The sequence below is a fragment of the Bradyrhizobium murdochi genome (genome assembly GCF_000472965.1).
In the GTDB taxonomy this organism is placed as follows: domain Bacteria; phylum Pseudomonadota; class Alphaproteobacteria; order Rhizobiales; family Xanthobacteraceae; genus Bradyrhizobium; species Bradyrhizobium murdochi.
The window spans coordinates 23,434-49,262 of record NZ_AXAU01000010.1; the positions used below are offsets into that span (position 1 = coordinate 23,434).

33 protein-coding genes are annotated in these 25,829 nt (G+C 62.4%); 11 read left to right on the forward strand and 22 right to left on the reverse strand.

The window, feature by feature from the left end:
• Positions 1 to 53 precede the first annotated feature (53 nt).
• The gene (locus YUO_RS0119550) at positions 54 to 1,586 is read left to right on the forward strand and encodes an FAD-dependent oxidoreductase (protein WP_028348806.1); all 1,533 of its coding nucleotides are present in this window, start codon (positions 54 to 56) and stop codon (positions 1,584 to 1,586) included.
• A 23-nt stretch (positions 1,587 to 1,609) separates the two neighbouring features.
• Here YUO_RS0119550 and YUO_RS0119555 read toward each other — a convergent pair whose 3' ends face one another.
• Entirely contained in the window at positions 1,610 to 2,521 is a 912-nt protein-coding gene (locus YUO_RS0119555) for an NAD(P)/FAD-dependent oxidoreductase (protein ID WP_028348807.1), read from the reverse strand.
• Between the two features lie 160 nt (positions 2,522 to 2,681).
• Between YUO_RS0119555 and YUO_RS47180 the strand changes: the two genes are divergently transcribed.
• Positions 2,682 to 2,861, forward strand: coding sequence for a hypothetical protein (locus YUO_RS47180; protein ID WP_028348808.1), 180 nt, complete (start codon positions 2,682 to 2,684; stop codon positions 2,859 to 2,861).
• Between the two features lie 35 nt (positions 2,862 to 2,896).
• On the forward strand, positions 2,897 to 3,754 hold the full coding sequence (locus YUO_RS0119565; RefSeq protein WP_028348809.1) for an SDR family oxidoreductase: 858 nt from the start codon (positions 2,897 to 2,899) through the stop codon (positions 3,752 to 3,754).
• 46 nt (positions 3,755 to 3,800) lie between these two features.
• Here the strand turns inward: YUO_RS0119565 and YUO_RS0119570 are convergent, their stop codons facing one another.
• From YUO_RS0119570 to YUO_RS47185, 3 genes are all read right to left on the reverse strand, one after another.
• On the reverse strand, positions 3,801 to 4,037 hold the full coding sequence (locus YUO_RS0119570) for a hypothetical protein (protein ID WP_028348810.1): 237 nt from the start codon (positions 4,035 to 4,037) through the stop codon (positions 3,801 to 3,803).
• A gap of 84 nt (positions 4,038 to 4,121) precedes the next feature.
• Entirely contained in the window at positions 4,122 to 4,307 is a 186-nt protein-coding gene (locus YUO_RS41135) for a hypothetical protein (RefSeq protein WP_035727099.1), read from the reverse strand.
• A gap of 47 nt (positions 4,308 to 4,354) precedes the next feature.
• Positions 4,355 to 4,510: a hypothetical protein gene (locus tag YUO_RS47185; protein WP_198028054.1), complete on the reverse strand. Its 156-nt coding sequence runs from the start codon at positions 4,508 to 4,510 to the stop codon at positions 4,355 to 4,357.
• A 122-nt stretch (positions 4,511 to 4,632) separates the two neighbouring features.
• On the opposite strand from YUO_RS47185, the gene YUO_RS0119585 reads away from it, so the two are divergent.
• Complete coding sequence (locus YUO_RS0119585; RefSeq protein WP_028348811.1) at positions 4,633 to 4,827, forward strand: hypothetical protein; 195 nt, start codon at positions 4,633 to 4,635, stop codon at positions 4,825 to 4,827.
• Between the two features lie 76 nt (positions 4,828 to 4,903).
• Positions 4,904 to 5,131 carry a DUF2188 domain-containing protein gene (locus YUO_RS0119590; protein WP_028348812.1) on the forward strand — a complete coding sequence of 76 codons (228 nt, stop codon included), beginning with the start codon at positions 4,904 to 4,906 and terminating at the stop codon, positions 5,129 to 5,131.
• 167 nt (positions 5,132 to 5,298) lie between these two features.
• Here the strand turns inward: YUO_RS0119590 and YUO_RS46340 are convergent, their stop codons facing one another.
• Both YUO_RS46340 and YUO_RS0119600 read right to left on the reverse strand, forming a co-directional pair.
• Positions 5,299 to 5,448, reverse strand: a complete 150-nt coding sequence (locus tag YUO_RS46340; RefSeq protein ID WP_156795607.1) for a hypothetical protein — start codon at positions 5,446 to 5,448, stop codon at positions 5,299 to 5,301.
• 32 nt (positions 5,449 to 5,480) lie between these two features.
• Complete coding sequence (locus YUO_RS0119600; protein ID WP_028348813.1) at positions 5,481 to 5,825, reverse strand: cupin domain-containing protein; 345 nt, start codon at positions 5,823 to 5,825, stop codon at positions 5,481 to 5,483.
• A gap of 162 nt (positions 5,826 to 5,987) precedes the next feature.
• Here YUO_RS0119600 and YUO_RS0119605 point away from each other — a divergent pair, with 162 nt between their 5' ends.
• Both YUO_RS0119605 and YUO_RS0119610 read left to right on the forward strand, forming a co-directional pair.
• Positions 5,988 to 6,215, forward strand: coding sequence for a hypothetical protein (locus YUO_RS0119605; RefSeq protein ID WP_028348814.1), 228 nt, complete (start codon positions 5,988 to 5,990; stop codon positions 6,213 to 6,215).
• Positions 6,216 to 6,410: 195 nt separating this feature from the next.
• Positions 6,411 to 6,623 carry a hypothetical protein gene (locus YUO_RS0119610; RefSeq protein WP_028348815.1) on the forward strand — a complete coding sequence of 71 codons (213 nt, stop codon included), beginning with the start codon at positions 6,411 to 6,413 and terminating at the stop codon, positions 6,621 to 6,623.
• A 31-nt stretch (positions 6,624 to 6,654) separates the two neighbouring features.
• Here YUO_RS0119610 and YUO_RS0119615 read toward each other — a convergent pair whose 3' ends face one another.
• From YUO_RS0119615 to YUO_RS0119675, 13 genes are all read right to left on the reverse strand, one after another.
• A complete protein-coding gene (locus tag YUO_RS0119615) occupies positions 6,655 to 7,989 on the reverse strand; it encodes a c-type cytochrome (protein ID WP_051379519.1) in 1,335 nt (444 codons plus the stop codon).
• Between the two features lie 12 nt (positions 7,990 to 8,001).
• Positions 8,002 to 8,388, reverse strand: a complete 387-nt coding sequence (locus tag YUO_RS0119620; protein WP_051379520.1) for a gamma-butyrobetaine hydroxylase family protein — start codon at positions 8,386 to 8,388, stop codon at positions 8,002 to 8,004.
• 8 nt (positions 8,389 to 8,396) lie between these two features.
• Entirely contained in the window at positions 8,397 to 8,552 is a 156-nt protein-coding gene (locus YUO_RS47190) for a hypothetical protein (protein WP_198028055.1), read from the reverse strand.
• 35 nt (positions 8,553 to 8,587) lie between these two features.
• On the reverse strand, positions 8,588 to 9,628 hold the full coding sequence (locus YUO_RS0119630) for a formate dehydrogenase subunit gamma (protein ID WP_051379521.1): 1,041 nt from the start codon (positions 9,626 to 9,628) through the stop codon (positions 8,588 to 8,590).
• Between the two features lie 68 nt (positions 9,629 to 9,696).
• Entirely contained in the window at positions 9,697 to 10,293 is a 597-nt protein-coding gene (gene fdh3B, locus YUO_RS0119635) for a formate dehydrogenase FDH3 subunit beta (RefSeq protein ID WP_028348819.1), read from the reverse strand.
• 14 nt (positions 10,294 to 10,307) lie between these two features.
• On the reverse strand, positions 10,308 to 13,274 hold the full coding sequence (locus tag YUO_RS0119640; RefSeq protein WP_028348820.1) for a formate dehydrogenase subunit alpha: 2,967 nt from the start codon (positions 13,272 to 13,274) through the stop codon (positions 10,308 to 10,310).
• A gap of 13 nt (positions 13,275 to 13,287) precedes the next feature.
• Positions 13,288 to 13,503 (reverse strand): hypothetical protein, encoded by a 216-nt coding sequence (locus YUO_RS43850; RefSeq protein WP_051379522.1) that lies wholly within the window; start codon positions 13,501 to 13,503, stop codon positions 13,288 to 13,290.
• 33 nt (positions 13,504 to 13,536) lie between these two features.
• On the reverse strand, positions 13,537 to 14,325 hold the full coding sequence (locus tag YUO_RS0119650) for a molecular chaperone TorD family protein (protein WP_028348821.1): 789 nt from the start codon (positions 14,323 to 14,325) through the stop codon (positions 13,537 to 13,539).
• Positions 14,326 to 14,450: 125 nt separating this feature from the next.
• Positions 14,451 to 15,155: a DUF3306 domain-containing protein gene (locus YUO_RS0119655; protein WP_028348822.1), complete on the reverse strand. Its 705-nt coding sequence runs from the start codon at positions 15,153 to 15,155 to the stop codon at positions 14,451 to 14,453.
• The gene (locus YUO_RS0119660; RefSeq protein WP_028348823.1) at positions 15,152 to 15,664 is read right to left on the reverse strand and encodes a DUF3305 domain-containing protein; all 513 of its coding nucleotides are present in this window, start codon (positions 15,662 to 15,664) and stop codon (positions 15,152 to 15,154) included. Before YUO_RS0119660 ends, YUO_RS0119655 begins: the two co-directional genes overlap by 4 nt.
• 28 nt (positions 15,665 to 15,692) lie before the next feature.
• Positions 15,693 to 16,715: a DUF6352 family protein gene (locus tag YUO_RS0119665; RefSeq protein ID WP_028348824.1), complete on the reverse strand. Its 1,023-nt coding sequence runs from the start codon at positions 16,713 to 16,715 to the stop codon at positions 15,693 to 15,695.
• Entirely contained in the window at positions 16,712 to 17,287 is a 576-nt protein-coding gene (locus YUO_RS0119670; protein ID WP_028348825.1) for a DUF6505 family protein, read from the reverse strand. Before YUO_RS0119670 ends, YUO_RS0119665 begins: the two co-directional genes overlap by 4 nt.
• A gap of 7 nt (positions 17,288 to 17,294) precedes the next feature.
• Complete coding sequence (locus YUO_RS0119675) at positions 17,295 to 18,029, reverse strand: biotin/lipoate--protein ligase family protein (RefSeq protein ID WP_028348826.1); 735 nt, start codon at positions 18,027 to 18,029, stop codon at positions 17,295 to 17,297.
• Positions 18,030 to 18,272: 243 nt separating this feature from the next.
• Here YUO_RS0119675 and YUO_RS0119680 point away from each other — a divergent pair, with 243 nt between their 5' ends.
• Positions 18,273 to 20,264, forward strand: coding sequence for a 4Fe-4S binding protein (locus YUO_RS0119680; protein ID WP_430649553.1), 1,992 nt, complete (start codon positions 18,273 to 18,275; stop codon positions 20,262 to 20,264).
• A gap of 7 nt (positions 20,265 to 20,271) precedes the next feature.
• Positions 20,272 to 21,123, forward strand: coding sequence for an Mrp/NBP35 family ATP-binding protein (locus YUO_RS41140; protein WP_430649551.1), 852 nt, complete (start codon positions 20,272 to 20,274; stop codon positions 21,121 to 21,123).
• A 15-nt stretch (positions 21,124 to 21,138) separates the two neighbouring features.
• Here the strand turns inward: YUO_RS41140 and YUO_RS41145 are convergent, their stop codons facing one another.
• From YUO_RS41145 to YUO_RS41150, 3 genes are all read right to left on the reverse strand, one after another.
• Complete coding sequence (locus YUO_RS41145; RefSeq protein WP_035727105.1) at positions 21,139 to 21,369, reverse strand: hypothetical protein; 231 nt, start codon at positions 21,367 to 21,369, stop codon at positions 21,139 to 21,141.
• Positions 21,370 to 21,487: 118 nt separating this feature from the next.
• Positions 21,488 to 22,513, reverse strand: coding sequence for a histone deacetylase family protein (locus YUO_RS0119695; RefSeq protein WP_028348828.1), 1,026 nt, complete (start codon positions 22,511 to 22,513; stop codon positions 21,488 to 21,490).
• Entirely contained in the window at positions 22,510 to 23,247 is a 738-nt protein-coding gene (locus tag YUO_RS41150; protein WP_235782763.1) for a GntR family transcriptional regulator, read from the reverse strand. The genes YUO_RS0119695 and YUO_RS41150 overlap by 4 nt, the downstream gene beginning before the upstream one ends.
• Before the next feature lie 126 nt (positions 23,248 to 23,373).
• Between YUO_RS41150 and YUO_RS0119705 the strand changes: the two genes are divergently transcribed.
• Positions 23,374 to 24,162: a class II aldolase/adducin family protein gene (locus YUO_RS0119705; RefSeq protein ID WP_051379539.1), complete on the forward strand. Its 789-nt coding sequence runs from the start codon at positions 23,374 to 23,376 to the stop codon at positions 24,160 to 24,162.
• 61 nt (positions 24,163 to 24,223) lie between these two features.
• Positions 24,224 to 25,777: an ABC transporter substrate-binding protein gene (locus tag YUO_RS0119710; RefSeq protein WP_028348830.1), complete on the forward strand. Its 1,554-nt coding sequence runs from the start codon at positions 24,224 to 24,226 to the stop codon at positions 25,775 to 25,777.
• Positions 25,778 to 25,829 lie beyond the last annotated feature (52 nt).

Here is a 25,829-nt window from a genome sequence, read left to right on the forward strand (position 1 = left end):
GCGTCGATCTGCCGTTGGCCCTTCAAACTATTTTCTGGTTATCGAGTTTTCGGATGAGCCATCTCGCCGATCGCCGCAGCAGGTCGCTGTGGATGGACGTTGCGGTCGCTCCCAACGCAGCACCGCTGCAGGGCGACAAGGAATGCGACGTCGTCGTCATTGGCGCTGGCATCGCAGGAATCTCCACCGCCTACGAACTGGCGATCGAAGGCTCGCGGGTCATTGTGATCGACCGCGGCGATATCGCCGGCGGCATGACGGCGCGAACCACGGCGCATCTCGGCTCGCTGTGCGACGATCTGACATCGGCGATGATCCGACTGCGCGGCGAGGTACTTTCGCGTCTGTTCCATGAAAGCCAGGCGGCTGCGATCGATCGCGTCGAAGCGGTGCATAAGAAAGAATCCATCGATTGCGATTTCCGTCGGCTCGACGGCTATCTCTTTCAGGCGCTCAATACGGATTCGAAAATCATTGAGGATGAGCTTGATGCCGCTCGCAAAGTTGGCACGCCCGTCCATCGGCTGGTCGGCGTCCCCTTCTCTCACTGCGAGCAACAACACGTGTTGCGCTACCCGCGGCAGGGTACGTTTCATCCGCTCAAATATCTCAAGGGGCTTGCCGCGGTTATTGAAGCGAAGGACGGGACGTTCCATGCCGGCACGGTGGTCGAGTCCGTCGAAGAACGTGACGATGGCAAAGTGGTCGTCTCAACCGGCGGCGGCAAGGTCATTGCCCGGGCCGCGGTCGTGGCGACGAACTCGCCGATCGTGGATCGATTTGCCTTGCATACGAAGATGGCGCCCTATCGCACCTATGCAATGGCATTCTCGATCCGGAAGGGGACGATCCCGGACGCCTTGTACTGGGACACGCTGGATCCCTACCACTATGTGCGGCTGCAGCCGGGCGAGGATCAGACCGACTATCTCATCGTCGGAGGTGAAGATCACAAGAGCGGTGAAGCTGACGATGCCGAGATGCGTTTTCAGGCCCTCGAAGCCTGGACGCGCAATCTCATTCCTGACGTTCAGGAGGTTACCAACCGCTGGTCGGGGCAAGTTCTCGAGACCATCGACTATGCGGGCTTCATCGGCAAAAATCCGGGGAGCGAGAATATCTACGTGCACACCGGCGATTCCGGTCAAGGCATGACGCACGGGGTGGCGGGCGCCATGATCAATGCGGCATTGATCCTGGGCCGCGACGCCAAATGGACCGAGGTCTACGCCCCCTCGCGCAAGACCCCTGCGGCCATCGGCAATTTCCTGAAAGAGAACCTGACCCCGGTGAAGAATTTCGCCGAATATCTCGCGCCGGGCGAACTAAACTCGGTGAGCGACTTAGAGGCCGGACACGGCGCCATCATACGACACGGCCTCAGCAAGATCGCTGCCTATCGCGATTCCTCTGGCAAACTCTATACCCGGTCGGCCGCTTGCACGCATATCGGCTGCCATCTGCATTGGAATTCTTTTGAGACATGTTGGGACTGCCCCTGCCACGGATCTCACTTCGCATTCGACGGGACGCCACTCAACGCTCCCGCGGTAAGCCCGCTAGCCGTGTACGACATAGAGGATTAGCCGTAGAATTCCATAGCCGGCCGTCAGCGGAAATTGCGCGGCAAGCCGTTATGGATATCGGTGGCGGCGACGGCAGCGTGACCTGTTGCGACCGCGATCTGGTGCAGGTCTGAAACGGCATCTCCGACAGCGTACAATCCCGGCACGTTCGTGCGTTGATGTGCATCGACGTGAAGGCAGCCGGCGTCGTTATGGCTGGCACCGAGTTTCCGTCCCAACTCGGAGCGCACCTCGCAGCCCAAAACCGGATAGATCACGTCGAACGCTTCGACCGTTCCGTCGCTCAGTGACACGGTCATTTGCTTGTCCTGCCTGCGGAAGGCGACGGCGCGGGCCGTTAGCAAGCGAATGTCCGCCTCTGACAACTCGCGCGAGAGCGGCTCGCCACAGCCATTGCCGTCCAGCGTCAGCAGCGTGACGTATCTGGAATAGGTGCGCAGAAATAGCGCTTTTATGCCCGCATCATTGGCGCTGCCCAGCACTCCGATGCGCAGGTCCGTTGCCTCGAACCCGTCGCATATCGGGCAGTAACGGACTAACCCGTAGCCGATGGCCTGTTGCAGATCAGGATTTCCGAGGTCGCGGTCGATCAATCCGCTTGCCAGCACGGCCCGTTTTGCCGTGATGGTACGTTGCGAGCAAGTCGCCTCGAAGCCGCTCCTGGCGAGCTGCAACTCCGTAACCCGATCGGCGATGATCTCGACACCGTAAGTCTTTGCCTGCGCGGCGAGCGATTCCAACAATTTCGGGCCGGCAATTCCGTCGGCAAAGCCGGGATAGTTATGCGTTGCTGGGATCAACGCTGCCCGGCTTTCCCTGCTATCGACGACGACGACTTTGCGCCGGTAGCGCGCCAAGTAAATCGCGCAAGTCAACCCGGCCGGCCCGCCGCCGATGATCAGCGCATCGAGGTCGCTTGGCGCAAATCGTGGCATCACCTTCTCTCCTGAACTAAACCAAGCCCGATGCGTATCGCAACGTTCCTACAGCCCGCGCGATCAGGAGCGCGACGTCGCGGCCTACCCGCGCTCAGGAACGAAGGCGCCGGTCGGACATTGACCTGGACCGGACCCCACCACAGCGCAGGTCACGATTATGGGTACCATTAAACGGACGACCCGCCGAGTTGCGGGGAAGACCAAGGAAGTCATCGCCGAAGTCGTCGGCGACGGAAAGTTGCAAGAGGAAGCCAAGGCGGAACAGCGCAAGATCGAGGATGAGGATAAGGACCCCAGCAAGCTCAATCCGTTGGGAAACCTCCACCGCCTCACCTAGCCGCGGAGCCGCCGCGTTTTTGGGAGAGAGATACAATGCTGCACTATCCGCGGCCACCTTTTCCCAGCCAGCATCAGCCGATGCCGGGCACGACCGGCGCGATGAATCCGCTGCCAGACCACGGCGAAACTTCCTACAAAGGCAGCGGCCGGCTCAAAGGCAAGAAGGCGGTCATCACCGGAGGTGATAGCGGCATCGGCCGCGCGGTCGCTATTGCCTTCGCCAGGGAGGGCGCCGACGTTTTGATCTCATATCTCGAGGAGCATGACGATGCTCGCGAAACCGAACGGCTGGTGACGGAAGCCGGCAGAAAGGCCGTTCTTGTTTCGGGCGACATCCAGCACCCCCACCACTGCCGGGCTGTGATCGCGAAGGCCGTATCGGCATTCGGCGGCATCGACATCCTCGTCAACAACGCCGCGCATCAAGCCAGCTTCAAGTCCATCGAGGATATCAGCGACGAGGAATGGGAGTTGACCTTCAAGGTCAACATCCACGCGATGTTCTATCTTACCAAAGCGGCCGTCAGCCACATGAAGCCGGGAAGCTGCATTATCAATACCGCATCGATCAATTCGGATGTGCCCAACCCTAGCCTGCTGGCCTATGCGACGACCAAGGGAGCGATCCACAATTTCACGGCAGGGCTGGCGCAGATGCTGGCTGAGAAGGGCATTCGCGCCAATGCCGTCGCGCCCGGGCCGATCTGGACACCGCTCATCCCCTCCACCCTGCCTGAGGACTCCGTGCAGAATTTTGGCAAGCAAGTTCCCATAATGCGTCCGGGCCAGCCGGTCGAACTGGCGACCGCCTATGTCATGCTGGCCGATCCGCTTTCCAGCTACGTCTCCGGCGCGACGATTGCGGTTACCGGTGGAAAGCCGTTCCTGTAATGAGCCAATGCTGGGCGCCGCACTGCTGGACGATACAAACGCGCCATCAGGCCGACGCAAGCACCGGACGTTCGGACTGCTGCCGCCTGAATTGCTGATAGGCCGCGATTGCCTTGTTGGCCAGCATCAACCGCCGCCGCTCGCCACGCCGCACCATCAGTTCTATCGTGTCGCTGAGAAAGCGGCCGGCCACCATCGCATCACCCAGCTCTCCCGTACGCTCGAGATAGTCCCAGGCGATTTCAATCGAACTCTCTATCAACAGGGGCAGCGGTTCCGTCATCTTCGCGTCCAACCATTTTTTGAAAGAACGCCCGGCGACAATCTCCGTTCCTGCAGTAGCGGATGGCAGCCTGTGCGGAAACGCTCACGGTCCTCCGGCAACAGCTCCCGCGATCACCATCGTCAGATCGTCCAGATCGATCTTGCCCTTGACGACGAGGCCTTCGGAGTCATCGATGCTCAGCGTCCGCGGATCATTCGCTGCCTGCCGTTTCAGTTCAGCAACGATTGCTTCCTTCAATTTCTCTTCAAGCATCTGCAGCGTCTCCATCCATCCCACAGTGGCGGGCTAAGTTTACTGCGCCATAGACGCAGTAACTAATGGGTGTTGGTCTCATGCCACTTTTCCAAGTCTATTTTCGACGACGACCTCTGCTCCTTCTCCGGCTTCTCTTTCCACGGCTTGTCAGTCTGCTTGTGTGATCCCCAGTCGGTCTGCTGGCGTGGATCATCGGTGGACTTTTCCTTGCTCATTGGGACACCTCCAGAATTGGAAGCGGAATGCACGGGATTTAGTTCCGATAAATCGGTGGATCAGGGTTCCAACGTCCAGAATCGTACAGACAGGCGCTGTTCCCGCCTCCTAATCTTTCTGAATGGACAAGAAAAAGGTCGAAGATCGGCCCCAGCGGGACCTGCATTCTGAAGCGCTGGCGGCGCTGGAGAAGGCGCGGGCCATGCCTCATGGTCCTGCACGAAGCGAAGCTTTGAAGCGCGCAGGTCTTCTACAGAACGCGGCCGACATGCAGGGACTGACATTTGCCAAGCGTGGACGTCCCCCGAAAGCCTGACCGTCCCCTGCAGGCATGTCCCCGGAACCCGGCAACCGTCTCGACGTTGGCCTTGCGAACGGCAAGGGAGGCTCCGATGGGATTGGCCGAATACATGATCGTCTCCGAGCCGAATGGCTGGACGGTCCTCCATGACGGGAATGCGCAAAATAGATATGACACGAAGGAAGCAGCCTTCGAGGCGGCCGTCGCTGCCGCGTCGCTGGCGATGCGCCAAGGGCACGAGATTCATATCGGCGTCCCCGGTCGCGACGGCGGTTATAAGACCCCACTCGGCGCCGAGGACGCGCAAGGCGTGCTGTGATGCCCGCAAGTCCAGCGAAGTCGGATGTAGATCGTCGTAGTCGGATGTGATGTAGAGTCATAACCTGGATGAGCGAAGCGTCATCCGGGTCGTCTCGGGCACCTGTCTGTCGCTTCGCTCATCCGGGTTACGAAGATACTCCTGTTAGAGAATCGAATTTTCCGGCCTCAGCCCTGGTTCTCTCGATACCGCTGCTTCACGATTTCATCGCCGGCCCGCGTCGCGGCCCTGTTGCGATAACGATAGCTCAGCGTCCCATAGATCAGCGCGGTAAGAAGCACGAACGCTCCGATGAAATAGACTGCTTCGAGTCCCATCACGTTCTCCCAAAATCTTGTTGTGTGCCCGACTACGCTTTTACTTCGTCGCGGCCATGCACTTGCGCGGGCGGTGCGGTTGCCTCCACGGCCGTAAATGGTTCGAGAATGCGATAGCTGTGTTCGGCATGCGCAGGCACCAGCCAGGAGTCACCTGGCTCCAGCTTTATCGTCTGGCCCTCGATAACAAGTTCAGCACGTCCATTCACGACATAGCCCACCGTTTCGTAATCTCTCGGCCGAGATATATCGGTTTGCGGCTGTTCGTTTTCCCATAAGCGCATCGAGAGGCGTTTGCCGGAAACGAGATAGGTTTGACCCATCGTTCCCTTGGGCGCGGTTTTGCTGGATACCTTCTTGACGGTGCTGTCGTTCATCTGCCGCTCCATCTCGCTTCATCTGGAATCAATTGGGCGTGGCACAGCCGGTTCCATTTAATGCTTCAATTTAGCGGCGCCTCTCGACGGACGCAGGTGGAACCTGATTCTCCGGTCCGCGTTTCCCGAACGTATGGATTTATGGAAGTCGGGGAGGATTTTGTGGACGACTTCAGGGACATTCAACACGGCGTCAACGATCCTGTTGATGGCCTCGACGTCAAGCGAAGGTTCAAGGACAATCAGACTGAGCACGAACGCGCCCAATCCGCGGCGGACGTTCGCTCCAGCGCCGTTGCCGCTCCGGACGAAAAATTCCTGCCGGAAGCCTTGAGGCGGCGGCCAACGGGTCCGCTCAACCCGCGGACCGGTCGCCGTCCTGCTCCGTGAGCAGATTCCGCTCTGTGCAGTTCGCCGCTGGAAACGTTCAGCAAATGCGGAGGCGCGTTTCGTTACGGGCAAGGGAACCAGCCCGATCGTCAAAAACAAGATCGTGATAGGTGACGCAGGCCACACTCGCGCGTGACCGTTGGCCGTAATGCAGTGCTGCAAGCCACACTGCATGTCGAACCAACGGAGTTTTCCATGAAGCATCTGTTGATTTCCGGATTCGTGGCAGTCGCCCTGCTCGCTGCCGTAACCACGATCCGCTCATATTCAATTTCCAATGAACGTTCCACCGTAACCACCGGCGCGGCTTTGTCGAAGAAATCTCCGGCCGCCGCGGGCGTCACCAGGCTTCCGATCGAGGAGTATGAGGATATGTCGCTGGTCTTCTCGACGCCTGCGAAACCTTGACGCAACCGGAATAATCGCCGCGCCGAGCGCGCTATCGCTTTGTCGCCCGCTCGAGGAATTGCACCAGCGCGGCGCGGTCCTGCTCCGAGCCGATGCGCTGCTCCGGCATCTTGGTGCCGGGCGTGTAGGCCTGCGGCCCGACTTCGAACAGTTTGGAGACCGTCTCCGGCGTCCAGACGATATCGAGGCGCTTGAGCGCTTCGGAAAAATTATATCCGGGCGCGGTTGCAATTCGTCGCCCGAAGATGCCGGCGAGCGTGGGGCCTGCGCGGTTGACCTGATCGGCGCCAAGCGTATGGCAGGCCACACAGGCGCGAAAGACCTCCGCGCCGTGATCGCCAGCATAGGCGGCGAGCGGATCTCCTGCCGTTTCGACGAGAAGCGGATCGACCGGCTCGCCTGTCGCGGCGTTCCAGCGCCGGATGATGTTGTCAGCGCCGCCCGTGAGCAGCGTGCGGCTGTCGGGCGCGAATACGACCGACCAGACCGGAAGGCCCGGGCCGACCAGCGTGCGCGCGAGCGTGCGTGCCTTGCGGTCGATCACCGCGACCGTGCCACCGATGCCCGCGGCGGCCACATGCGCGCCATCAGGTGAAATCGCAATCGAGATCACCGGCCTTGGCCCCGCCGCAACCTCGCCAGCGCGCGCGCCGCTGGCGGTCAGGAGGTAAACCTTGCCGTCGGCACCGCCGACCGCGATTTCACCGTCACGGCCTACGGCCACGGCGTTGAGCGGTGTCGGCATCGGAACGACCGTCGGCGGCTGCGCGCCCGACAGCGGCCAGATGCGAACGCTGAGGTCGTAGCTGACGCTGACCAGCGTGCGGCCGTCGGCCGTAAACGCCACGCCGTTGACGTTCTGCGTATGCTCATCGAGCACGCGCGGCGCGCCGCCTGCGAGCGGCCAGAGTCGCACCGTGTGATCCCATGAGGCCGATGCGAGCGTCGCGCCATCAGGCGATACGGCAAGCGCCACGATCGGCGACGTGTGGCCTTCGAGCACCGCGTCGGGCTCTGCCTTGCCAAAGGTCCAGATGGCGATGCGACCGTCAGCGCCGGCGGTCGCTGCGCGTCCCTCCCCGAGCAGCGCGATCGCGTTGACCGCGTCGGAATGGAAACGAAGTACCTGCTCGGCCGCATTGCGCGTCAGCGACCAGCGGATCGCGGTTGAATCGAAACTGCCGGAGATCACGCTTTGACCGTCGGCCGAGATCGCCAGCGCCCGAACCGGCCCGCCATGGCCGCGCAGTTGCGCGACGGCGGCGGTTGCGCCGATCGGCAGCGCGATCAGCACAGCCGCAAGCGCCAGAAGCTGCGACCGGACTGCGTTGCGACGTGAAGCTTTCGCCAAATCGCTGGATGCCATTACCGCTGGCCCTCAGCGTACGCCCGGCCGGTCGCGGTCGAGCCCCTTGGCCTGCAGGTCGTCGAGGTAGTCCTGAAAGCGCCGCTCGGCATTCTCGCCGAGATCGCGCAAAAACGCCCAGGAGTAGATGCCGGTCGCGTGCATGTCGTCGAACCCTATTCTGACGGCATAATTGCCGACAGGATCGACCGAAAGAATGGTGACATTGCGTTTGCCGCCGACGGTCTTGCGCTCGGCCTCGGAATGCCCCCGCACTTCGGCCGACGGGCTGGTCACCCGAAGCAATTCGGCGGAGAGATCGAATGTGCGTCCGTCGTCGAAGGTAACACGCAAGCTGCGGCGATCCTTCGGCAGGCGGATTTCGACCGGCCACGCCAGCGTGACGTCAAGCGCGCCCACCGCCGGCGTCAGCTCGGGCCGATCAGATTATGGCCGGGATCGCCGACCCTGGCGCCCGTGGTCGTAAAGGCGACGGAGCTCGACTCCTGAAAGTTGTTGAGCACTATCGCAACGCCAACAGCAGCAACGACTGCGAATGCTACTGCCGCAACAAAGGATTTCATGTCACTTCCTCACGTTTTGCTTGCGCCAGACCGGACTATTCGGCCGGTACTGCGCGGGCCGTGCCATCAGATGGAGCTTCGCCCTTTGCCTGCTGTTCCTTGACCCAGATCGCGTGATGCTCCTTGGCCCAGTTCAGATCGACCTCACCGGTTCCCATTGCATCAAACGCCCCCTCCATGCCGATCGAGCCGATATAGATGTGCGCCAGCATGGCGGCGATGAAGAGCATCGCGATCACGGCGTGGATCACGGTCCAGAACTGGAGTGCCGTGACGTTGCCCGGAAGATACGGGAACAGCAGGAACCAACCGGACACCGACATCAGCACGCCGCCGATGATCACGATCCAGAAAATCCCCTTCTGGCCCGCGTTGAAACGCTTGGCTGGCGGATGCTTGTCGTCAGAGAGAAGGCCCCCGCCCTGCTTGAGCCATTCCCAATCGAGCTTGCCCGGAATGTTGTCCTTGATCCAGATCAGGAACATGATCGCAAGCCCCAGCATGAAAGGGAATGCCAGGTAGTTGTGCGCAAGCTTCGCCCAGGCCGACATGGTCGCAAAAGCGTCGGGGCCGAACAGCGGCAGGATCAGGGTGCGTCCGAAGCTGACGTTCAGGCCCGAGAGCGCCAGGATGATGAAGCAGCTTGCGGTAAGCCAGTGCGTGAACCGCTCGAAGCTCGCGAAGCGCAGCATCGTCTTGCCCGAAAATCCCTGGTGCACGCGAATCCGACCGCGCACCATCAGGAAGATCGCGAGCACGGCCAACATGCCGAGGATGGAAATGCCGCCGATCCAGGGCAGTTTGCTGCGCTGGAAGTCGCGCCAGTCGCGCCCTGCGGGCTGAATCAGATTGGCCGCAGTTCTGTCGGGGATCGATACGCGCCCGGTGATCTTGTCGCCCTCCTTCAGCGCGTTCAGAAGCTTGTCTTCCTGAACGGCCTCGGCGGTCGGCTTGAAGGAAATCTGTGCGGCCGCAGGCTGTGCGAACACGAACAACAGCGCGAGCGCGGCAAGCAGCGGCTTGAAAACCGCGAATTTGAGATTTGCGAACCTGAGAATTGAAGATGAGCCTGGCATTTGCACAACGCCTTTCGGTTATCGGAATTACCCTGATGCCGCCGCGCCGAAGCGCGGCGGCCGTTGCATCAGCCGGTCGGCGAATCGCTGTAGGCGGTCTTCCAGCCCCACATACCGGAGCCATAGCCGCGCTTCATCACCCGCTCCTTATAGATCTCGGCGATGATCGCGCCGTCCCCGGCAAGTAGTGATTTGGTCGAGCACATCTCGGCGCAAATCGGCAGCTTGCCTTCGGCCAGACGGTTGGCGCCGTATTTGGCGTATTCGGCCGGCGTCGAGTCGGCTTCCGGTCCGCCCGCGCAGTAGGTGCACTTGTCCATCTTGCCGCGCGATCCGAAGTTGCCGACCTTCGGATATTGCGGCGCGCCGAACGGACAGGCGTAGAAGCAGTAGCCGCACCCGATGCACAGATCCTTGGAGTGCAGCACGACGCCGTCGGCGGTGGTGTAGAAGCACGACACCGGGCAAACCGCGGCGCACGGCGCATCCGTGCAGTGCATGCAGGCCATGGAGACCGAGCGTTCGCCGGGCTTGCCGTCATTGATGGTGACGACGCGGCGGCGATTGATGCCCCACGGCACTTCATGTTCGTTCTTGCAGGCGGTCACGCACGCATTGCACTCGATGCAACGGTCGGCATCACAAAGAAATTTGACGCGAGCCATGATCTATTCTCCTCTCACGCCGCTTGGATCTGGCACAGGGTCACCTTGCCCTCGTGCATGCCGGTGACCGGGTCGTAGCCGTAGGACGTGATCGTGTTGACGCTTTCGCCCAGCACGATCGGGTCTGAACCCTTCGGATATTTGCCGCGTTGGTCGACGCCCTGGAACCAGCCGGAGAAGTGGAATGGCATGAACGCCACCCCCTTGCCGACGCGGTCGGTGACCAGCGCCTTGACGCGGGCCTTCGAGCTGTTTTCCGGACCGTAAACCCAAACCCAGCCGCCATCCTTGATGCCGCGCTCGGCGGCATCCGAGGTGTTGACCTCCACGAACATGTCCTGCTGCAATTCCGCGAGCCATTTATTGGATCGGGTTTCTTCGCCGCCACCTTCGTATTCAACGAGGCGTCCCGACGTCAGGATGATCGGGAATTGCTTGGCGAGCCCCTTCTCGACCGCCGCCTTCTGGATCGAGAAGCCCACATTGGCCATGCGGAACTGACGCCCGTCCGGACGCGTCGGATATTTCGCGACGAGATCGGGCCGCGCGGTGTAGATCGGCTCGCGATGGACCGGCACGGGATCCGGCAGATTCCACGCCACCGCGCGGGCTTTGCCGTTGCCATACGCCATCACGCCATGCTCCAGCGTGACGCGGATGATACCGCCCGACAGATCGACCGCCCAGCCGACGCCATCAGGGTTGTTGCCGCCGATCTTGTTGATGGTCGCAAGCTCGTCCGCGGTCAGATCCTTGTCCCAGCCGAGCTTCTTGAGCACGCCATAGGTGAACTCGGGATAGCCGTCGGTGAGCTCCGACCCCTTGCTGTAGGAGCCTTCGGACAGCATGTTGACGTTCTTGACCGAGCCGTCCGGCTGCTTCTCCTCGTAGACCACGCCGAAGCGCGCGCGGAACGTGCCGCCGCCGTCCTTGGCATGAAGGTTGGTGTTGTAGAGCGTGTGCGTGCCCGGATGTCGGATCTGCGGCGTGCCCCAGCACGGCCACGGCAGGCCGTAATAGTCGCCGCCGATCTCCGGCTCGTCCGCCTTGGCGCGCAGGGTCACCAGGTCGAATTTGCCCTGGTTCTTCATGTGCGCCTTCAGCCGCTCCGGCGACTGGCCGGAATAGCCGGTCGAGAAGCCGCCACGGTTGATTTCGCGGAGCAGATCCTCAGGTACCGGCCGCTTGTTCTCGACCTTGATGTTCTTGAACATCTTGTCGGCGAAACCGAGCTTTTCCGACAGCCGGTAGATGATCTCGTAGTCGTCCTTCGATTCGAAGATCGGCTTGACGATCTGCTCGCCCCACTGCAGCGAGCGGTTGGAGGCCGTACGCGAGCCCGAGGTCTCGAACTGGGTGCAGGCCGGCAGCAGATAAGTGCCGTCCTTGCGACCGGAGATCGCGGCGAACGTGGTCGGATGCGGATCGGCGACCACGAGCAGTTCGAGCTTTTCGAGCCCCTTCACCATCTCCGTCATGCGCGGCACGGTATTGCCACCGTGGCCCATGATGACCACGCCCTTCACGGCGTCACGCTGATCGACGTCATCGGGGTTGGACAGCGTCGCATCGAACCAGCGGGTCCACGGAATGCCCGGCAGTTCCATGTTCTGCTTGCGGGTGCGTGCCGGACGGCCTGCCTTCGCCGGGACTTCGTCGAAGCGCGACTGCAGGTAATCGTATTCGACTTCCCAGACCCGCGCCCAGTGCTTCCAGGCACCTTCGACCAGCCCGTAATAAAGCGGCAGCGTCACGATATCGAGGCCGATATCTGTCGCGCCCTGCACGTTGCAATGGCCGCGGAAGATGTTGGCGCCCGAGCCGAAGGAGCCGACATTGCCGGTCGCCAGCAACAGGTTGCAATAAGCGCGAACGTTGGCGGTGCCAACAGTGTGCTGGGTACCGCCCATGCACCAGACAATGGTCGATGGCTTCTGCTTGGCAAAGGTCTCGGCAACTTTCTTCAGTTGCTCGCCGGGAATGCCGGTAACGCGTTCGACCTCTTCCGGGGTCCACTTCGCAACTTCGGCGCGGATCTGGTCCATGCCGTAGACGCGTTGCTTGATGAATTCCTTGTCTTCCCAGCCATTGTTAAAGATGTGGTGCAACATGCCCCAGATCACGGCAATATCGGTGCCGCCGCGGAATCTCACATATTCGGTTGCATGCGCCGCGGTGCGGGTGAAGCGCGGATCGAGCACGAACACGTTGGCGCGGTTCAGCTCCTTGCCGGAAAGGATGTGCTGCAACGAAACCGGGTGGGCTTCGGCGGCGTTCGATCCCATGAAGACGATGGTCTTCGAGTTGCGCATGTCGTTGTAGGAATTCGTCATCGCGCCGTAGCCCCAGGTATTGGCGACGCCGGCGACGGTGGTCGAATGACAGATGCGGGCCTGGTGGTCGATCGAATTGGTGCCCCAGAACGCCGCGAACTTGCGGAACAGGTAGCCACCCTCGTTGGAGAACTTCGCGGAGCCGAGCAGATAGACGGAATCGGCGCCAGACTTGGCGCGGATCTCCAGCATCTTGTCGCCGATCTCGTTGATGGCCTGATCCCACGAGATCTTCTGCCACTCGCCGTTGACCAGCTTCATCGGATATTTCAGCCGGCGGTCGCCATGGACGAGTTCGCGCACGGCGGCGCCCTTGGCGCAATGCGAGCCGCGGTTGATCGGGCTGTCCCAGGCCGGCTCCTGGCCGACCCAGACCCCGTTCTGCACTTCGGCGATCACGGTGCAACCGACCGAACAATGCGTGCAGATATTCTTTCTGATTTCAGTGGGCGCACCGACCTTCTCGGGCCCTGCCTGCGCCTTGCGCACCGAGCCGAGCGGCATCAGGCCGATCGCGGCGCCCGCGCCGGCCGCCAGACCGGACCGCTGCAGAAACGTACGGCGGTCGAGAACTCCTGACGCGAGGCCGGCGGCGATACCCTGCAAACGCGCCCTGCCCGCGGATCCGTCTCTTCGCTTCATCAACATGTGCGTGGTCCCATCAGTAGCGGTTGACGCGATAGAAATTCTTGACGTGATCGCTTTCCTTGTAGCGCGCCTTGACGCGCTCGGCCTGCGACTCGTCCGCAGCCGCCTCGGTGCCCGCAAGCGGCACAACGGCTGCTGCAGCGACCGCCGAACCGCCCATCAGAAACAGGCTACGCCGATCCACCCCCGCGGCCTGTGACTTTCCCTTACTCTCAGATGGCTTGCTCATTGCGATCTCTCCTATTCTCGTCGCCTTTCACCGTCACTCGGACAGCGTGAAGGCCTCTGATTCCAATTCCATGAAGACACGGCCGGTGCGGCCGACGGCGCGGTAGAAGCGCGCCGATTGCAACATTTCCAGATCGGCGAACATCCGCGCCGCCCACGGCTTGAGATGGCGCTCGAAAAAGCGCGCCTGCTCGGCGAATTCGGCTTCGAAGTCGCCGCGTGCGAGGCCCGCCATGACCTCGAGCAGGATAGCGATATGGTCTTCCGGCTCCCGCGAGGTACCTGCGCGCTCGATTCCGAGCGCACGCAGATCCTCGCGCACCCGCGCCAGCGGGCGCTCGTGAAGAAAGCCGGTCAGATAATAGGAGGCATAGGGCAGCAGCTCGCCGCGGCCGAGCCCGATGAAGAGATCGAAGAACTCCTTGCTGACGGCGCGGTCGTCCGTCGCTGCAGCGGCGGACGCGAGTTCGACATGCGCCATGCCGAGATCGGAGCCGTCGCCCTTCAGCGTGGCAACCCGTTGCAGCGTTTCCGCATCCGGCGCCTTGCCGAGCAGCAACGACAACAGGCCGTATTCCGCGGCACGCAGTTGGTCGATCTCGTCGATTTCAGATTTCGATGTCACCTGATCCTCGGACGATCCGTAGAGATCGGGACGCAGCGCGAGACGGTCCACCTGCGTCAGCGCCTCGACAGCGAGAACCCGCTCGGCAGGAATGCGCGACCATGCGGAAACGGAGGGCTGCGCAATGCCGAGCCCCCGCGCCAGCGACCCGACGCCACCTGCTGCCTTGATTGCTAGTTCCAGCCCGGCATCACGCATGGTGCTACCGAATTCTCCCCGCCCGCGCCCGAGTGCCTCTTATTCAGGCACACACTTTAGAACTGGAATTATTCCAGGGAGAAATTTGTAGCATAGGCGAGGCCTATGTCCGCAAATACTTTTGTCTAAACAATTGGTTTTGCGGTGCCATGGCGTCGCACTCGTTGCTGCGATGCAACAGATTTCGCTGCCTCGGATTCGCCCACCGACGCGGGTTCCCCTGTATCCCGTTTCGCCTGTGTAACGAGTTCCGTTTCCGTCGTCGGTTCATCAGGCCGTCGCAGAGACTCCTCAGGAAGGTCTTTCTGCGATTTTGCCGAGAGTTCACGTTCAGCGGGCTGTGGCGAAGGACCTGCCACTTCAGTTCCGGAATTTGCCTCGGAATTCGTTGTTTCGGCCGTGGGCTCGCCCATGATTTGCGCGACCAGCCGCGCCATGTCGACGCCTGCGCCGAGCTCGCCGCCGCCGGGCACCCCGCCCGGCGTATTCCAGTCATAGGCATATTCGAGCGCCGGGCTGACATAGTTGCGAATCGCGGGATCCAGCGCCCAGGATTTTCGCAAAGCCGCATTCCGCAAATGTTCGGGAACGCCTTTGCGAAGGAAGGCGGTGATATCGCTGGTCTCCGTCAGCTCCTCGAGGTTTGGCAGCGTCGAAAGATCGAACTCCGGCTCGACCGCTTCGGTTTGCGCGGGCGGCGGAGCTGGCGAATCGCCGCTTTCGGCAGCCGGCGTGTCCCGCTTCGGCTCGGTCTGCTTGGCTTCCTGCTTGCGCTGCGACCATCGCGCCAGAAAGCCCTTGTCCCGATCGGCTTGGTCCGGACCACTCATTTGCGACCCATCTTCTCGTCCGGCCCGCCGCCCGGCACGCGCGGCCGATCGCCGCTGGCGCGATCCCGCTTGCGCTTGTGAAACACACGCTCGACATGGAATCGATCGACGAAGGCGGCAATCCATGACGCGATCTCAGGCGGCATCGGCACGGTGCCGATCACGTCGCAGCCGCTTTCGAACATCGCCTCCCCTTCGGTCGGATCGGCGGTCACTTTCGTCAGCTCAAGCTCAGGACCACCATCCTGGCGCCGCAACGCGACCCAGATCCGCGGCTCCCCATCGGCAAGGTTATCGCGATAATTCGCCGTTTCCGAGCTGAACAGGTCTATGCTGGCCGAGCCGGCATAATAGATCGTCGCGTCGGCTTCAGTGGACAGCGCAGTCCAGGGTGCGGTCGCGGGCACCTCATCCAGGATCATTGCCGGCGACCACAACTGGTCGATCCAGGGATTGTCGATCGAACGGCGCCGCACCACCACGCCGACCTCGCGGGATGCTTCCGTCATCGCCATGTCCCATCCTCCATTCGGTGGATCATGTGGCATTCGCGGCCGCGGCCAGCGGCAGCCCCGCAACCAGATTTTGCGGCTTTAGTCTCACCACCTTGTCCGCGCCCATGGCGAGGATGAGGTAAACCGGCTTGTCGCCGACCCGCTCGTCCACCAGCCGCGCATCTTCGAACGTCAGGCGCATCAGCGCTACGATGCGTTCGGCAATGCCGCCCTCCAGCCGCTCGCCGTGCCACAGCGCATTGCCGATCCGCGTCGCCTCACTGTCGAGGCCTATGAACCAGCGCCAGTCGCGATCCTCGATCGCGGCGATGGTTTCGACGCTGACGGTGATGCCGAGCAGATGAGCGATCCACCGCTCGATGACCCGGCAGAGCCCGGCCCGCGCATTCTTGTTGCCGCCGATGTTCATCACCATCGCATGCGCATCCGACCGCGACCAGTAGGTCCAGGCGTTTTCGTCGTCCATGACGTCCATCTCGCCGAACGACTTCGGCTGCTGCAGCATGGCCGTGAGCGGCGATGAATGCAGGTCGTGCTGGGCATGCTGCTCCGCTTCGATGACTTCCGCATCGGCGAGCAACAACGTGCCTTCGTGAACGGCGGCCAGTTGGCTGCGATAGAACAGCTCCGCGGCACGCAATATATAAGTGTCGTCGCAGCCTTCGAGCGCGTTGCGCAGGATGAGGTGGCACAATTGCGACAGGAAGATCGGCGGCAGATCGCCGGCACCCTTGCGGGCGAGCGCGACATAGACCGCCTCCAGCGACGGCGCCGCCATCAGCCAGTCGCGGAAATTCACCATGAAGGACCAGTTTTCGCGCGCATCGGCGTCGGCGAGCGCGGCGATATCAGCCTTCGAGACCGGGCGCAGCGGATCGGCCATCAGGCTCCCATGCAAATGGCGCTCTGCCTCGCAGGCGTCGGCCGGCGGCATCAATTCGGGCCGCGCCAGATAGGCCATGATGAGTTCGGGCGTCGCGACCAGCCCGCCGTGATCGGCGCGGCGTGTGAGGTGATGGCCCGAGGCAACCCAAAATTCTCTCATGTACGATCCGTCGTCCTGGCGTCGGTCCTGATCAGCCCGAGAAGATCGACCTCTTCGGCAGGTTCAACATCGCCTTCGATTTCATGGAAGGTAAAGGCGCTGGCATGGGCGTGCAACCGGTCGGCGTCCGCAGCAGCCGGGCGGGCTTTAAGGGTACGAAAGCGTTCGCGGATCTCGCCGTTTTCGACGCTGCGCTGAACGGCAAGCAACGTCTGCGGCGGGTGTTCGCACAAGGAAGCTGCGAACGCGATCTCTTCCTCGGCGGCAAGACGCGCGGCATCCGCATCGGGCGCCCCGAATTTCTCCAGCAACTGGCTTGCAAGTCGCTCGATCATCGCCTCCCGTTCCGCTTCGCTGGCTTCGGTGACGATGGCAAGCGTCGACCATCCGAGACTGTCGATCCCGAGAAAGCCGGAACGCAGCGCCACGCGCTGTTTCTGGCCGAGCGTCGCCGGATCCTGGTTCCAAAAAACGAACGCGCCTGAAACCGCCCATTCGCCGGGTTCCGCCGCCCGTTCGAAGACGAAGGTATCGGACGGGTCCAGCCTGATGGTTCGCGGAAACTTCAACATATCCGCCTCATCCGAATTTCGGACCGCGCGCCGGCGGATCATACCAACTGGCTCTTGCCAGCGCATCCACAAGACTGTTCCGCTCCGGCGCTCCGCCGCCAGCCGGCATGGTGACTAGGAGATCTCCGTTGACCTCAATGCCTCGGCGCTCGCCGGCCTTGCCCTTGGGAAGCCGTTCTAGATAGTCCCGCGCGATCGCCTCGAAACCGCGCTCTTTCCAGCGATCGAACGCGGTCATCAGATGCCGGGTGAAGCTTTCGATGATCGCATCGGTATCGACCATCTCGAAACCTTCGCTCAGCAAGGACACACCCGAGGCCGCCTGCACTTCCGGAACATGCGCCATGGCGGCAGCGCGCAGGATCACGCCGAAAACGAGCCAAGACGGTATGTCGTCTTCGGTGCATTCAGCGGGCCAGCCGAGCCGTCCGCCGCCCAGCAATCCCGCGTCAAACCGGATCGCGTCGGGCCAGTCGAAACTGACCTCTCGTTCCGGCGGACAATGAGCCGCAATCGCATCCGCCAGCGCATTCATGCCGGCAAAGAACGCCCGCCGCGCCGACCTGAGCGGCTCGTCGGGTTCAAGCACCACCGCGAACTCGACCAGGTCGTAGCGGCGCACCCATACCAGCGTTCCGGCCCCCGCCTCCGCCGCGATCTCGCGAGCATGGGCAAAGGCGTCGCCGAGCTCGCGCAACGCGACCAAAGTATAACCGGGTGGCAAATCGAGCGTCTGTTCCATATCTCTTGGACGAACGATCACGAGCGGCTAATCCCTAATTGCTCCACGAGCCGCTTGTGTATGCTATTCCGTGCAAGTTGGCCACGCGAGCGGCCTCGATATCTATATCTTGCAGATATCCGTCCGAGCGGTTACCGCAGAACCGTAGGATGAAGCAACAACCCGCTTGATGCTCCGGGTTCAAGGTATTTCAAAATGAGTGCGTCGACGTCGCGCCTCCTGATTTGCAGTTGCGAGAAGACCATGCCGCTCGATGCGGATGCGATCGGCCGTGGCTGCGCGAGCAAGATCACGCAGGCAAATCAGCTCTGCGGGCTCGAACTCGACCGCTTCAAGGAGGCGCTCGCCGAGGGCGCGCCGATTACGGTTGCCTGCACCCAGGAAGCGCCGCTGTTTCGGGAAGTGGCGGAGAACACCCCGCAAGCCCAGCTCAACTTCGTCAACATCCGCGAAACCGGCGGCTGGTCGAAGGATGCCGCGGCAGCCGGTCCGAAAGCAGCCGCGCTGATTGCTGCGGCGGGCGAAGAAATGCCCCCGCTCTCGCTGGTGACGCTCGAGAGTAGCGGCGTTGCACTGATCTATGGCCGGGACGAAATCGCCATCGAGGCGGCGCAGCGTCTCGCCGATCGTCTGGACATTACCGTGCTGCTGACAAAGCCCGGCGATGTGGTCCCACGCCGCAGCAACGAGTTTCCTGTTCTCAAAGGCACGATCCGCAACGCTCGCGGCCATCTCGGGCAATTCGAGCTTGCGATCGACGACTACGCGCTGCCGTCCCCCTCCTCGCGCGCCAAGCTCATCTTCGGCCCTTCGCGCAATGGCGCTACTTCGACCTGCGATCTGATCCTCGATCTCTCCGGCGGCACAGCGCTGTTCCCCGCGCATGAACTGCGTCCCGGCTATTTGCGCGCCGATCCGCGCGACAAGGCCGCGGTCGAGCGCGCGATCGCAGATGCCGGCGGCTTGGTTGGCACCTTCGACAAGCCGCGGTTTGTCAATTTCGAGCCGTCGCTCTGCGCGCATTCGCGCTCGTCCATTACCGGATGCACGCGTTGCCTCGACCTCTGTCCGACCGGTGCGATCACGCCGAACGGGAACGCCGTCGCAATCGACGCCAATGTCTGCGCCGGCTGCGGCTCCTGCGCGTCGGTATGTCCGACCGGCGCGGCGTCCTATGCATTGCCGAGCGCAGACGCGCTGATGCGGCGGCTGCGCACGCTGCTGCAGACTTACCGCAAGGCGGGCGGCGGCGATGCCGTGGTCTTGTTTCATGACGGCGAGCATGGCGAGGACATCATCGATGCCCTGGCGCGGTTCGGCGAGGGCTTGCCGGCCAACATACTGCCGCTGCGCGTCAACGAAGTAACGCAGGTCGGACCGGAGATCATCGCTTCCGTCTTCGCCTATGGCGGCAGCGGCGTCGCGCTGCTAACGCGCGCAAAACCTCGCCACGATATCACGGCACTTCGCCGCGCGGTCGAGACGTCGGATCGGATCGTTAGCGCGCTCGGCTTCGGTGCCGGGATCGTCCAGATCATCGAAACCGACGATCCGGACCAACTGCGCGCCACGCTGGATGCTGCCCCCCGCGGGATAGCAACGCAAAAGCCAGCCGGCTTTGTGCCGCGCGGGGCGAAGCGCGGCGTGCTCGAAACGACATTTCGCGAGCTGCACCTCGCGGCGCCCACGCCCGTCGAGGTCGTGCCGCTGGCGCCGGGCGCTCCCTTCGGCACCGTGAAGCTGAATGTCGACGGCTGCACGCTCTGCCATGCCTGCGTTACCGCCTGCCCGACTGGCGCGCTATCAGATAACCCCGATCGCGCGATGCTGCGCTTCACCGAAAGCCTCTGCGTGCAGTGCGGGCTTTGCCAATCCACCTGCCCGGAAAAGGTCATCAGCATCGAACCGCGTCTCGACTTCCAGGCCTGGAACACGCCGCAGCGCGTGCTGAAGGAGGAAGAGCCGTTCAACTGCATCGCTTGCGGCAAACCGTTCGGCACCAAGAGCTCGATCGATCGCGTGCTGGCCAAGCTCGGCGGCGAGCGGCACTGGATGTTCCAGGGCGCCAACGCGAAGCGCCTCGACGTCATCAAGATGTGCGCGGATTGCCGCGTCGAAGCGGTGGTGAACGAAAGCTTCGACCCGCATGCGGCGCCGCAGCGCCCGCCGGTCATGTCGACCGAAGATTATCTGCGCGCGCGCGAAGTGAAGAAGGACGATCCGCTTGGATCGTGAGCAGCAAGTGTCCGCCACCCCTCTGGATCTCAAGGCCCGCGCGACGTCGAAGGCCGCCGGTATTCCCGGCGTCAAGCACGTCATCGCCGTCGCCTCCGGCAAGGGCGGCGTCGGCAAATCCACCACCTCGTGCAATCTCGCGCTCGGCTTCGCGGCGCTCGGACTGAAGACCGGCATTCTCGATGCCGACATCTACGGTCCGTCACAACAAAAACTGTTCGGACTGCGCGGCAAGCCGCGCCAACTCGGCCCGCGCATGCTGGAGCCGCTGGAGCGGTTCGGCGTCAAGGTGATGTCGATCGGCTTTCTGGTCGAGGAAGACAACGCCATGATCTGGCGCGGGCCGATGGTGATCTCGGCGATCACGCAGATGCTGCGCGAAGTCGCATGGGGCGACCTCGATATCCTCGTCGTCGACCTGCCGCCCGGCACCGGCGACGCGCAGCTCACCATGGCGCAACAGGCGCCGCTCGCCGGCGCGATCATCGTCTCGACGCCACAGGACCTCGCGCTGATCGACGCGCGGCGCGGCATCGCCATGTTTCAGAAGGTGAGCATTCCGATCCTGGGCCTGATCGAGAACATGTCGAGCTTCTGCTGCCCGACCTGCAACCACGTCACGCCGATCTTCGGCCACGGCGGCGCGCGAACGGAAGCCGAACGCCGCGGCGTTCCCTATCTCGGCGAGATACCGCTGGATATGCAGATTCGCCAGACCTCCGACGATGGCCGGCCGATCGTCGCCGTCGAGCCCGACGGCGTTCACGCCAAGCAATATGTGAGTATTGCGCGTGAAGTCTGGACCGCGATCGTAACCGGCGCGGCGCACCGGCCACCGCCGCGCATCGTCATCGAATAGTCGCAGCCCGGCAGCTCACGGGCTCATAAAGATCGCGTCGATCCGCTCTGCGCCGCCGGCAAGGCCGAGCGCATGCAATTCGTCACGATACAGATCGATGATGAGAATCGACAGGACCGCGAAAAGAACGGTGGCAACCAACACCAGAAGCCGCGAGACCAATGTATCAGGCGCCTCGCCTTCGGCCGTCCGATCCCGAGATCTGCTCCAAAGCGGTGCCATGAGAGCCAGCAAGGCATAGAGCATTGCGATCTCTCCTCTCTGCGTCGCGCTTCCGAAGCGTAAACCGGCCGCAGGCCAATGTCGATAATTGTCCGGCAGGAGATCGCCTGCAAGCAGGTGTGGCGGGAGACGCATGTGCTGACTAACGTGCCTCCTCGAAGCCGCCGAGCACAGCGGTGAGATTGGCGCCGAGAATATCCGAGAGATAACCGCCTTCCTGGACGAAAACCGTCGGCAAGCCGAGCCGCGCGATCGCGGCGCCGATGCGCCGGAAGCCGGCCGTGGTCACCGCAAGACCGGCGAGCGGATCGTGCTCCGAGGCATCGAGGCCGAGCGCCACCACCAGCGCGCCGGGCGCAAACGCGCGGATGGTTTTTTCGGCGTCGCCGAGCGCCTTGATGTAATCATCATCCCCGGTGCCCTTCGGCAGCGGGATGTTCAGATTGGCGCCAAGGCCCGGACCGGCGCCGCGCTCATGCGCATATCCCCACACGAACGGATAGAAGAAGACGGGATCGGCATGGATCGATACCGTCAGCACGTCGGAGCGCTCGTAGAAGATGCCCTGTGTGCCGTTGCCGTGATGCACGTCGATATCGAGGATTGCGACGCGCTCATGCTGCAGCCGAAGCTGCGCCGCTGCCACCGCGCTGTTGTTGAAGAAACAGAAGCCACCCGACATGTCGGCATAGGCGTGATGGCCCGGCGGCCGGCACAGCGCATAGACAGCGTCTTCGCCATCCATGACGAGTTGCGCCGCGGTCGTGGCAACATCGGTGGCGGCACAGGCGGCGGCGTAAGTGCCCTTGCCGATCGGAGCTGCCGTATCCGCCGCGTGCCAGCCGAGGCGGCCGACGATATGGGTTGGGTATGTGGCGCCGTAGCGAACCGGGTGGATGTTGGCGATCATCTCCGAACCGGAATCGCCGAGCGCGACCCAGGCGTCCCAGGCTTCCTCCAGAAAACGCAGATATTCCGCGCTGTGAACGCGCGCCCGCGGGCCTTGGCCGAACACCGTCGGCTCGACGAGGCTGTGCTTGCCGGCCTTAAGTCCGGCCAGCAACCGGTCGGCACGCTCGGGCTGCTCGGTGGTGCGTTTGATCACGCCGCGCACCAGGAAGAATTGCGGATCGTGGCTTCGATGCAGTTCGGTGTAGACGGCCTTCACACGGACACTCCGACGGTTGGAAACAGGATGCTGCTCGGCTCAGTGGGATTGCCGAGCGGCGGCGAGAGTTCTCGCACCAGCCTGCCGACTTCGCGCCAGGCGTGGCCGATATGGTAGTCGACATGCGCGGTGATGCGCTCCGGATAACCGGCTTCGATCGCCGCCAGCAGCGGCTCGTGGGTCCTCGCGATCTCATGCGGGTCGTCGTAAAGGCGGCCGATCAGGCCGATGACCATGCGCAGCTCTGCTGCGAGATCATCGAACAATCGCAAAAGGCGGCGGTTATCCGCGATTTCAAAAATCAGCCGGTGAAAGCGATAGTCCTCTTCCACCTGCCGGGCCGGGTCGTCGAGATCGGCGGTCCGGTGCAGAACGTCGATTTGCCGCCGTAGCAAATCTCGCGACTCCGAAGAGAGGCGCTTCGCCGCCAGCACGCTGGCATGGCGTTCGATGCACAGACGCAGATCGTAGATCTCGTCGATATTTCTGATTTCGAGTTTGCGGACGAAAAAGCCGCGGCGCGGGCTCGCGACCAGCAGCCCCTGTTTCTCCAGAAGGCGCGCCGCTTCGCGCACCGGCGCACGGCTGACGCCTAATTCCCGGGCAACCCCTGCCTCCACCACCTTAGAGCCAGGAGGCAACCGCCCCTGAACAATGGCCTGCATCAGGATTCGAGCGATCTGGCCGACCAGATCGCTATCCGCAAGTGCCGGTAATCCAACCGGAAGAGACATAGGCCGCATCGGCTAAACCCGCGCCAGTCCGTGGTTATTTTTTAATCGTCGATTGTCGACACTTTAATCTTGCCCAGATGCTGCGCGGCACGCAAGCTGAAAAAGTTGAAAATGGATAAGGCGGAAATGACAAGCGTAGCCCACCACACCGCGAAGGCCTGGCCGGCGGTGGACGACCAGACCCTGCAAATCCGGATCGACCTCGCGGCGGCCTACCGGCTGATTCACCGGCTCGGTCTCGACGACAGCATCTACACCCACATCTCCGTCCGCCTTCCGGGCCGGCAAGACCTCTTTCTCATCAACTCCTACGGTTTGCGTTTCGAGGAAGTCACGGCGTCCAACCTGGTGACGGTCGATCTCGACGGAAACGTCATCGACGATCCCACGGGGCTCGGCATCAACCCGGCGGGTTTTACGATTCACAGTGCGATCCACGCGGCGCGCCATGACGCGATCTGCGTCCTGCACACGCACACGGTCGCGGGCATAGCCGTTGCCTGCCAGAAGCAGGGGCTGCTGCCGCTCAATCAATGGTCGCTGCAGTTTACTGATTGCCTCGCCTATCACGACTATGAAGGCATCGCGCTCGATCTCGACGAACGGTCGCGCCTGGTCGCCGATCTCGGCGACAAGTTCGTGCTGGTCTTGCGCAATCACGGCATGCTGACCTGCGGGCGCTCCGTCGCCGAGGCCTTCAAGCTGATGCACAATCTAGAGCGCTCCTGCCGCGCCCAACTGGCAATCCAGTCATCGGGTGCTGAGGTCGTCGAGCTATCCGCAGCCGTCGCCCGCAAGACGGCCGGCCAATACGCAAGCTTCTACGACGCGATCGAAACAAATGGCGTGCCCGACAGCGAATGGGCGGCCTTCAAGCGGATGCTCGAGCGGACCGATCCCGACTTTGCCAACTGACAGACCCGCCCTCGCCGAAGTGAGAGCGCCAAAAAAACCCTTTCTTTAAACGAGGTATGCGATGTCCAAGCGCAAGATTTTGATGAGCTTCGCCACGATGTGCATGCTGAGCACCGCGGCGGTGGCCGAGGGGCCGAAAGCAGGCGGCGTCGTCAATGCCGTGATCCAGCCCGAGCCGCCGAGCCTGATGATGGGCCTGGTGCAGAACGGCCCAACGCAGATGGTGGCCGGCAATATCTATGAAGGCCTGCTGCGCTACAGCCCCAAGCTCGATCCCCTGCCCGGCCTCGCCGAAAGCTGGTCAGTCAGTGAGGACGGCAAGATCTACACGTTCAAGCTCGTGAAGGGCGTGACCTGGCATGACGGCAAGCCGTTCACCTCGGCCGACGTTCTGTTCTCGATCGAGTTCTTGAAGCAGACCCATGCGCGTGCGCGCGGCAATCTTGCGCAGCTCGAAAAGGTGGAAGCGCCGGATGAATCCACCGTCGTCTTCACGCTGAAGCAGCCGTTCGGCCCGTTCATCGGCATCTTCGAAGTCGGCTCGCTGCCGATGATCCCGAAGCACCTCTACGAAGGCACTGACTTCAAGACCAACCCCGCCAACAACACGCCTGTTGGTACCGGCCCCTTCATGTTTAGGGAATGGCAGAAGGGTTCGTTCATCCGCCTCGTCAAGAATCCGAACTACCACGTCAAGGGCAAGCCCAACATCGACGAGATCTATTGGCACGTCATCCCGGATGCCGCCGCGCGCTCGGTCGCCTATGAGACCGGCAAGGTCGACGTGCTGCCGGGCGGCTCGGTGGAGAATTTCGACGTGCCGCGCTTGAGCAAGCTGAAGAACACCTGCGTCACCGGGGCGGGCTGGGAATTCTTTAGCCCGCATTCCTGGCTCTGGCTCAACAACCGCTCAGGTCCCACGGCGAACAAGAAATTCCGCCAGGCGCTGATGTTTGCAATCGATCGCAACATGGCCAAGGACGTGGTCTGGAACGGCCTCGGCAAGATCGCAACGGGTCCATCCGGCTCGGCGATCAAGTACTACACCAGCGCGGTGCCGAAATACGACTACGATCCGGCCAAGGCGAAGGCCTTGCTCAAGGAAGCCGGCTACAAGGGTGAGAAGCTCCGCATGCTGCCGCTACCTTACGGCGAGACGTGGCAGCGCTGGGCCGAGATGGTTCGTCAGAACCTGCAGGATGTCGGGATCAATGTCGAGATGATCGCAACCGACGTCCCCGGCTGGAATCAGAAGGTCAGCGAGTGGGACTACGACATCGCGTTCACTTATCTCTACCAGTACGGCGATCCCGCGCTCGGCGTCGGCCGCAACTATGTCTCGAGCCAGATCGCCAAGGGCTCGCCGTTCAATAACGTCGAAGGCTATTCGAATCCGGAGATCGATAAGCTGTTCGCCGACGGCGCGGTCGCCTTCCCCGATGCGGCGCGCGAGGAAATCTACGCCAAGGCGCAGAAGATCCTTGTGGAGGACGTGCCGGTGGCGTGGATGCTCGAACTGCAATTCCCGACCATCACCCGCTGCAGCGTCAAGAACCTGATCACGACCGGCATCGGCGTCAACGACGGTTTCCGCGACGCCTGGATCGAGAAGTAATCGCCGCCTCGTCGGGTGTCAGGGTTCAATCCTGACGCCCGAACACCGCGCC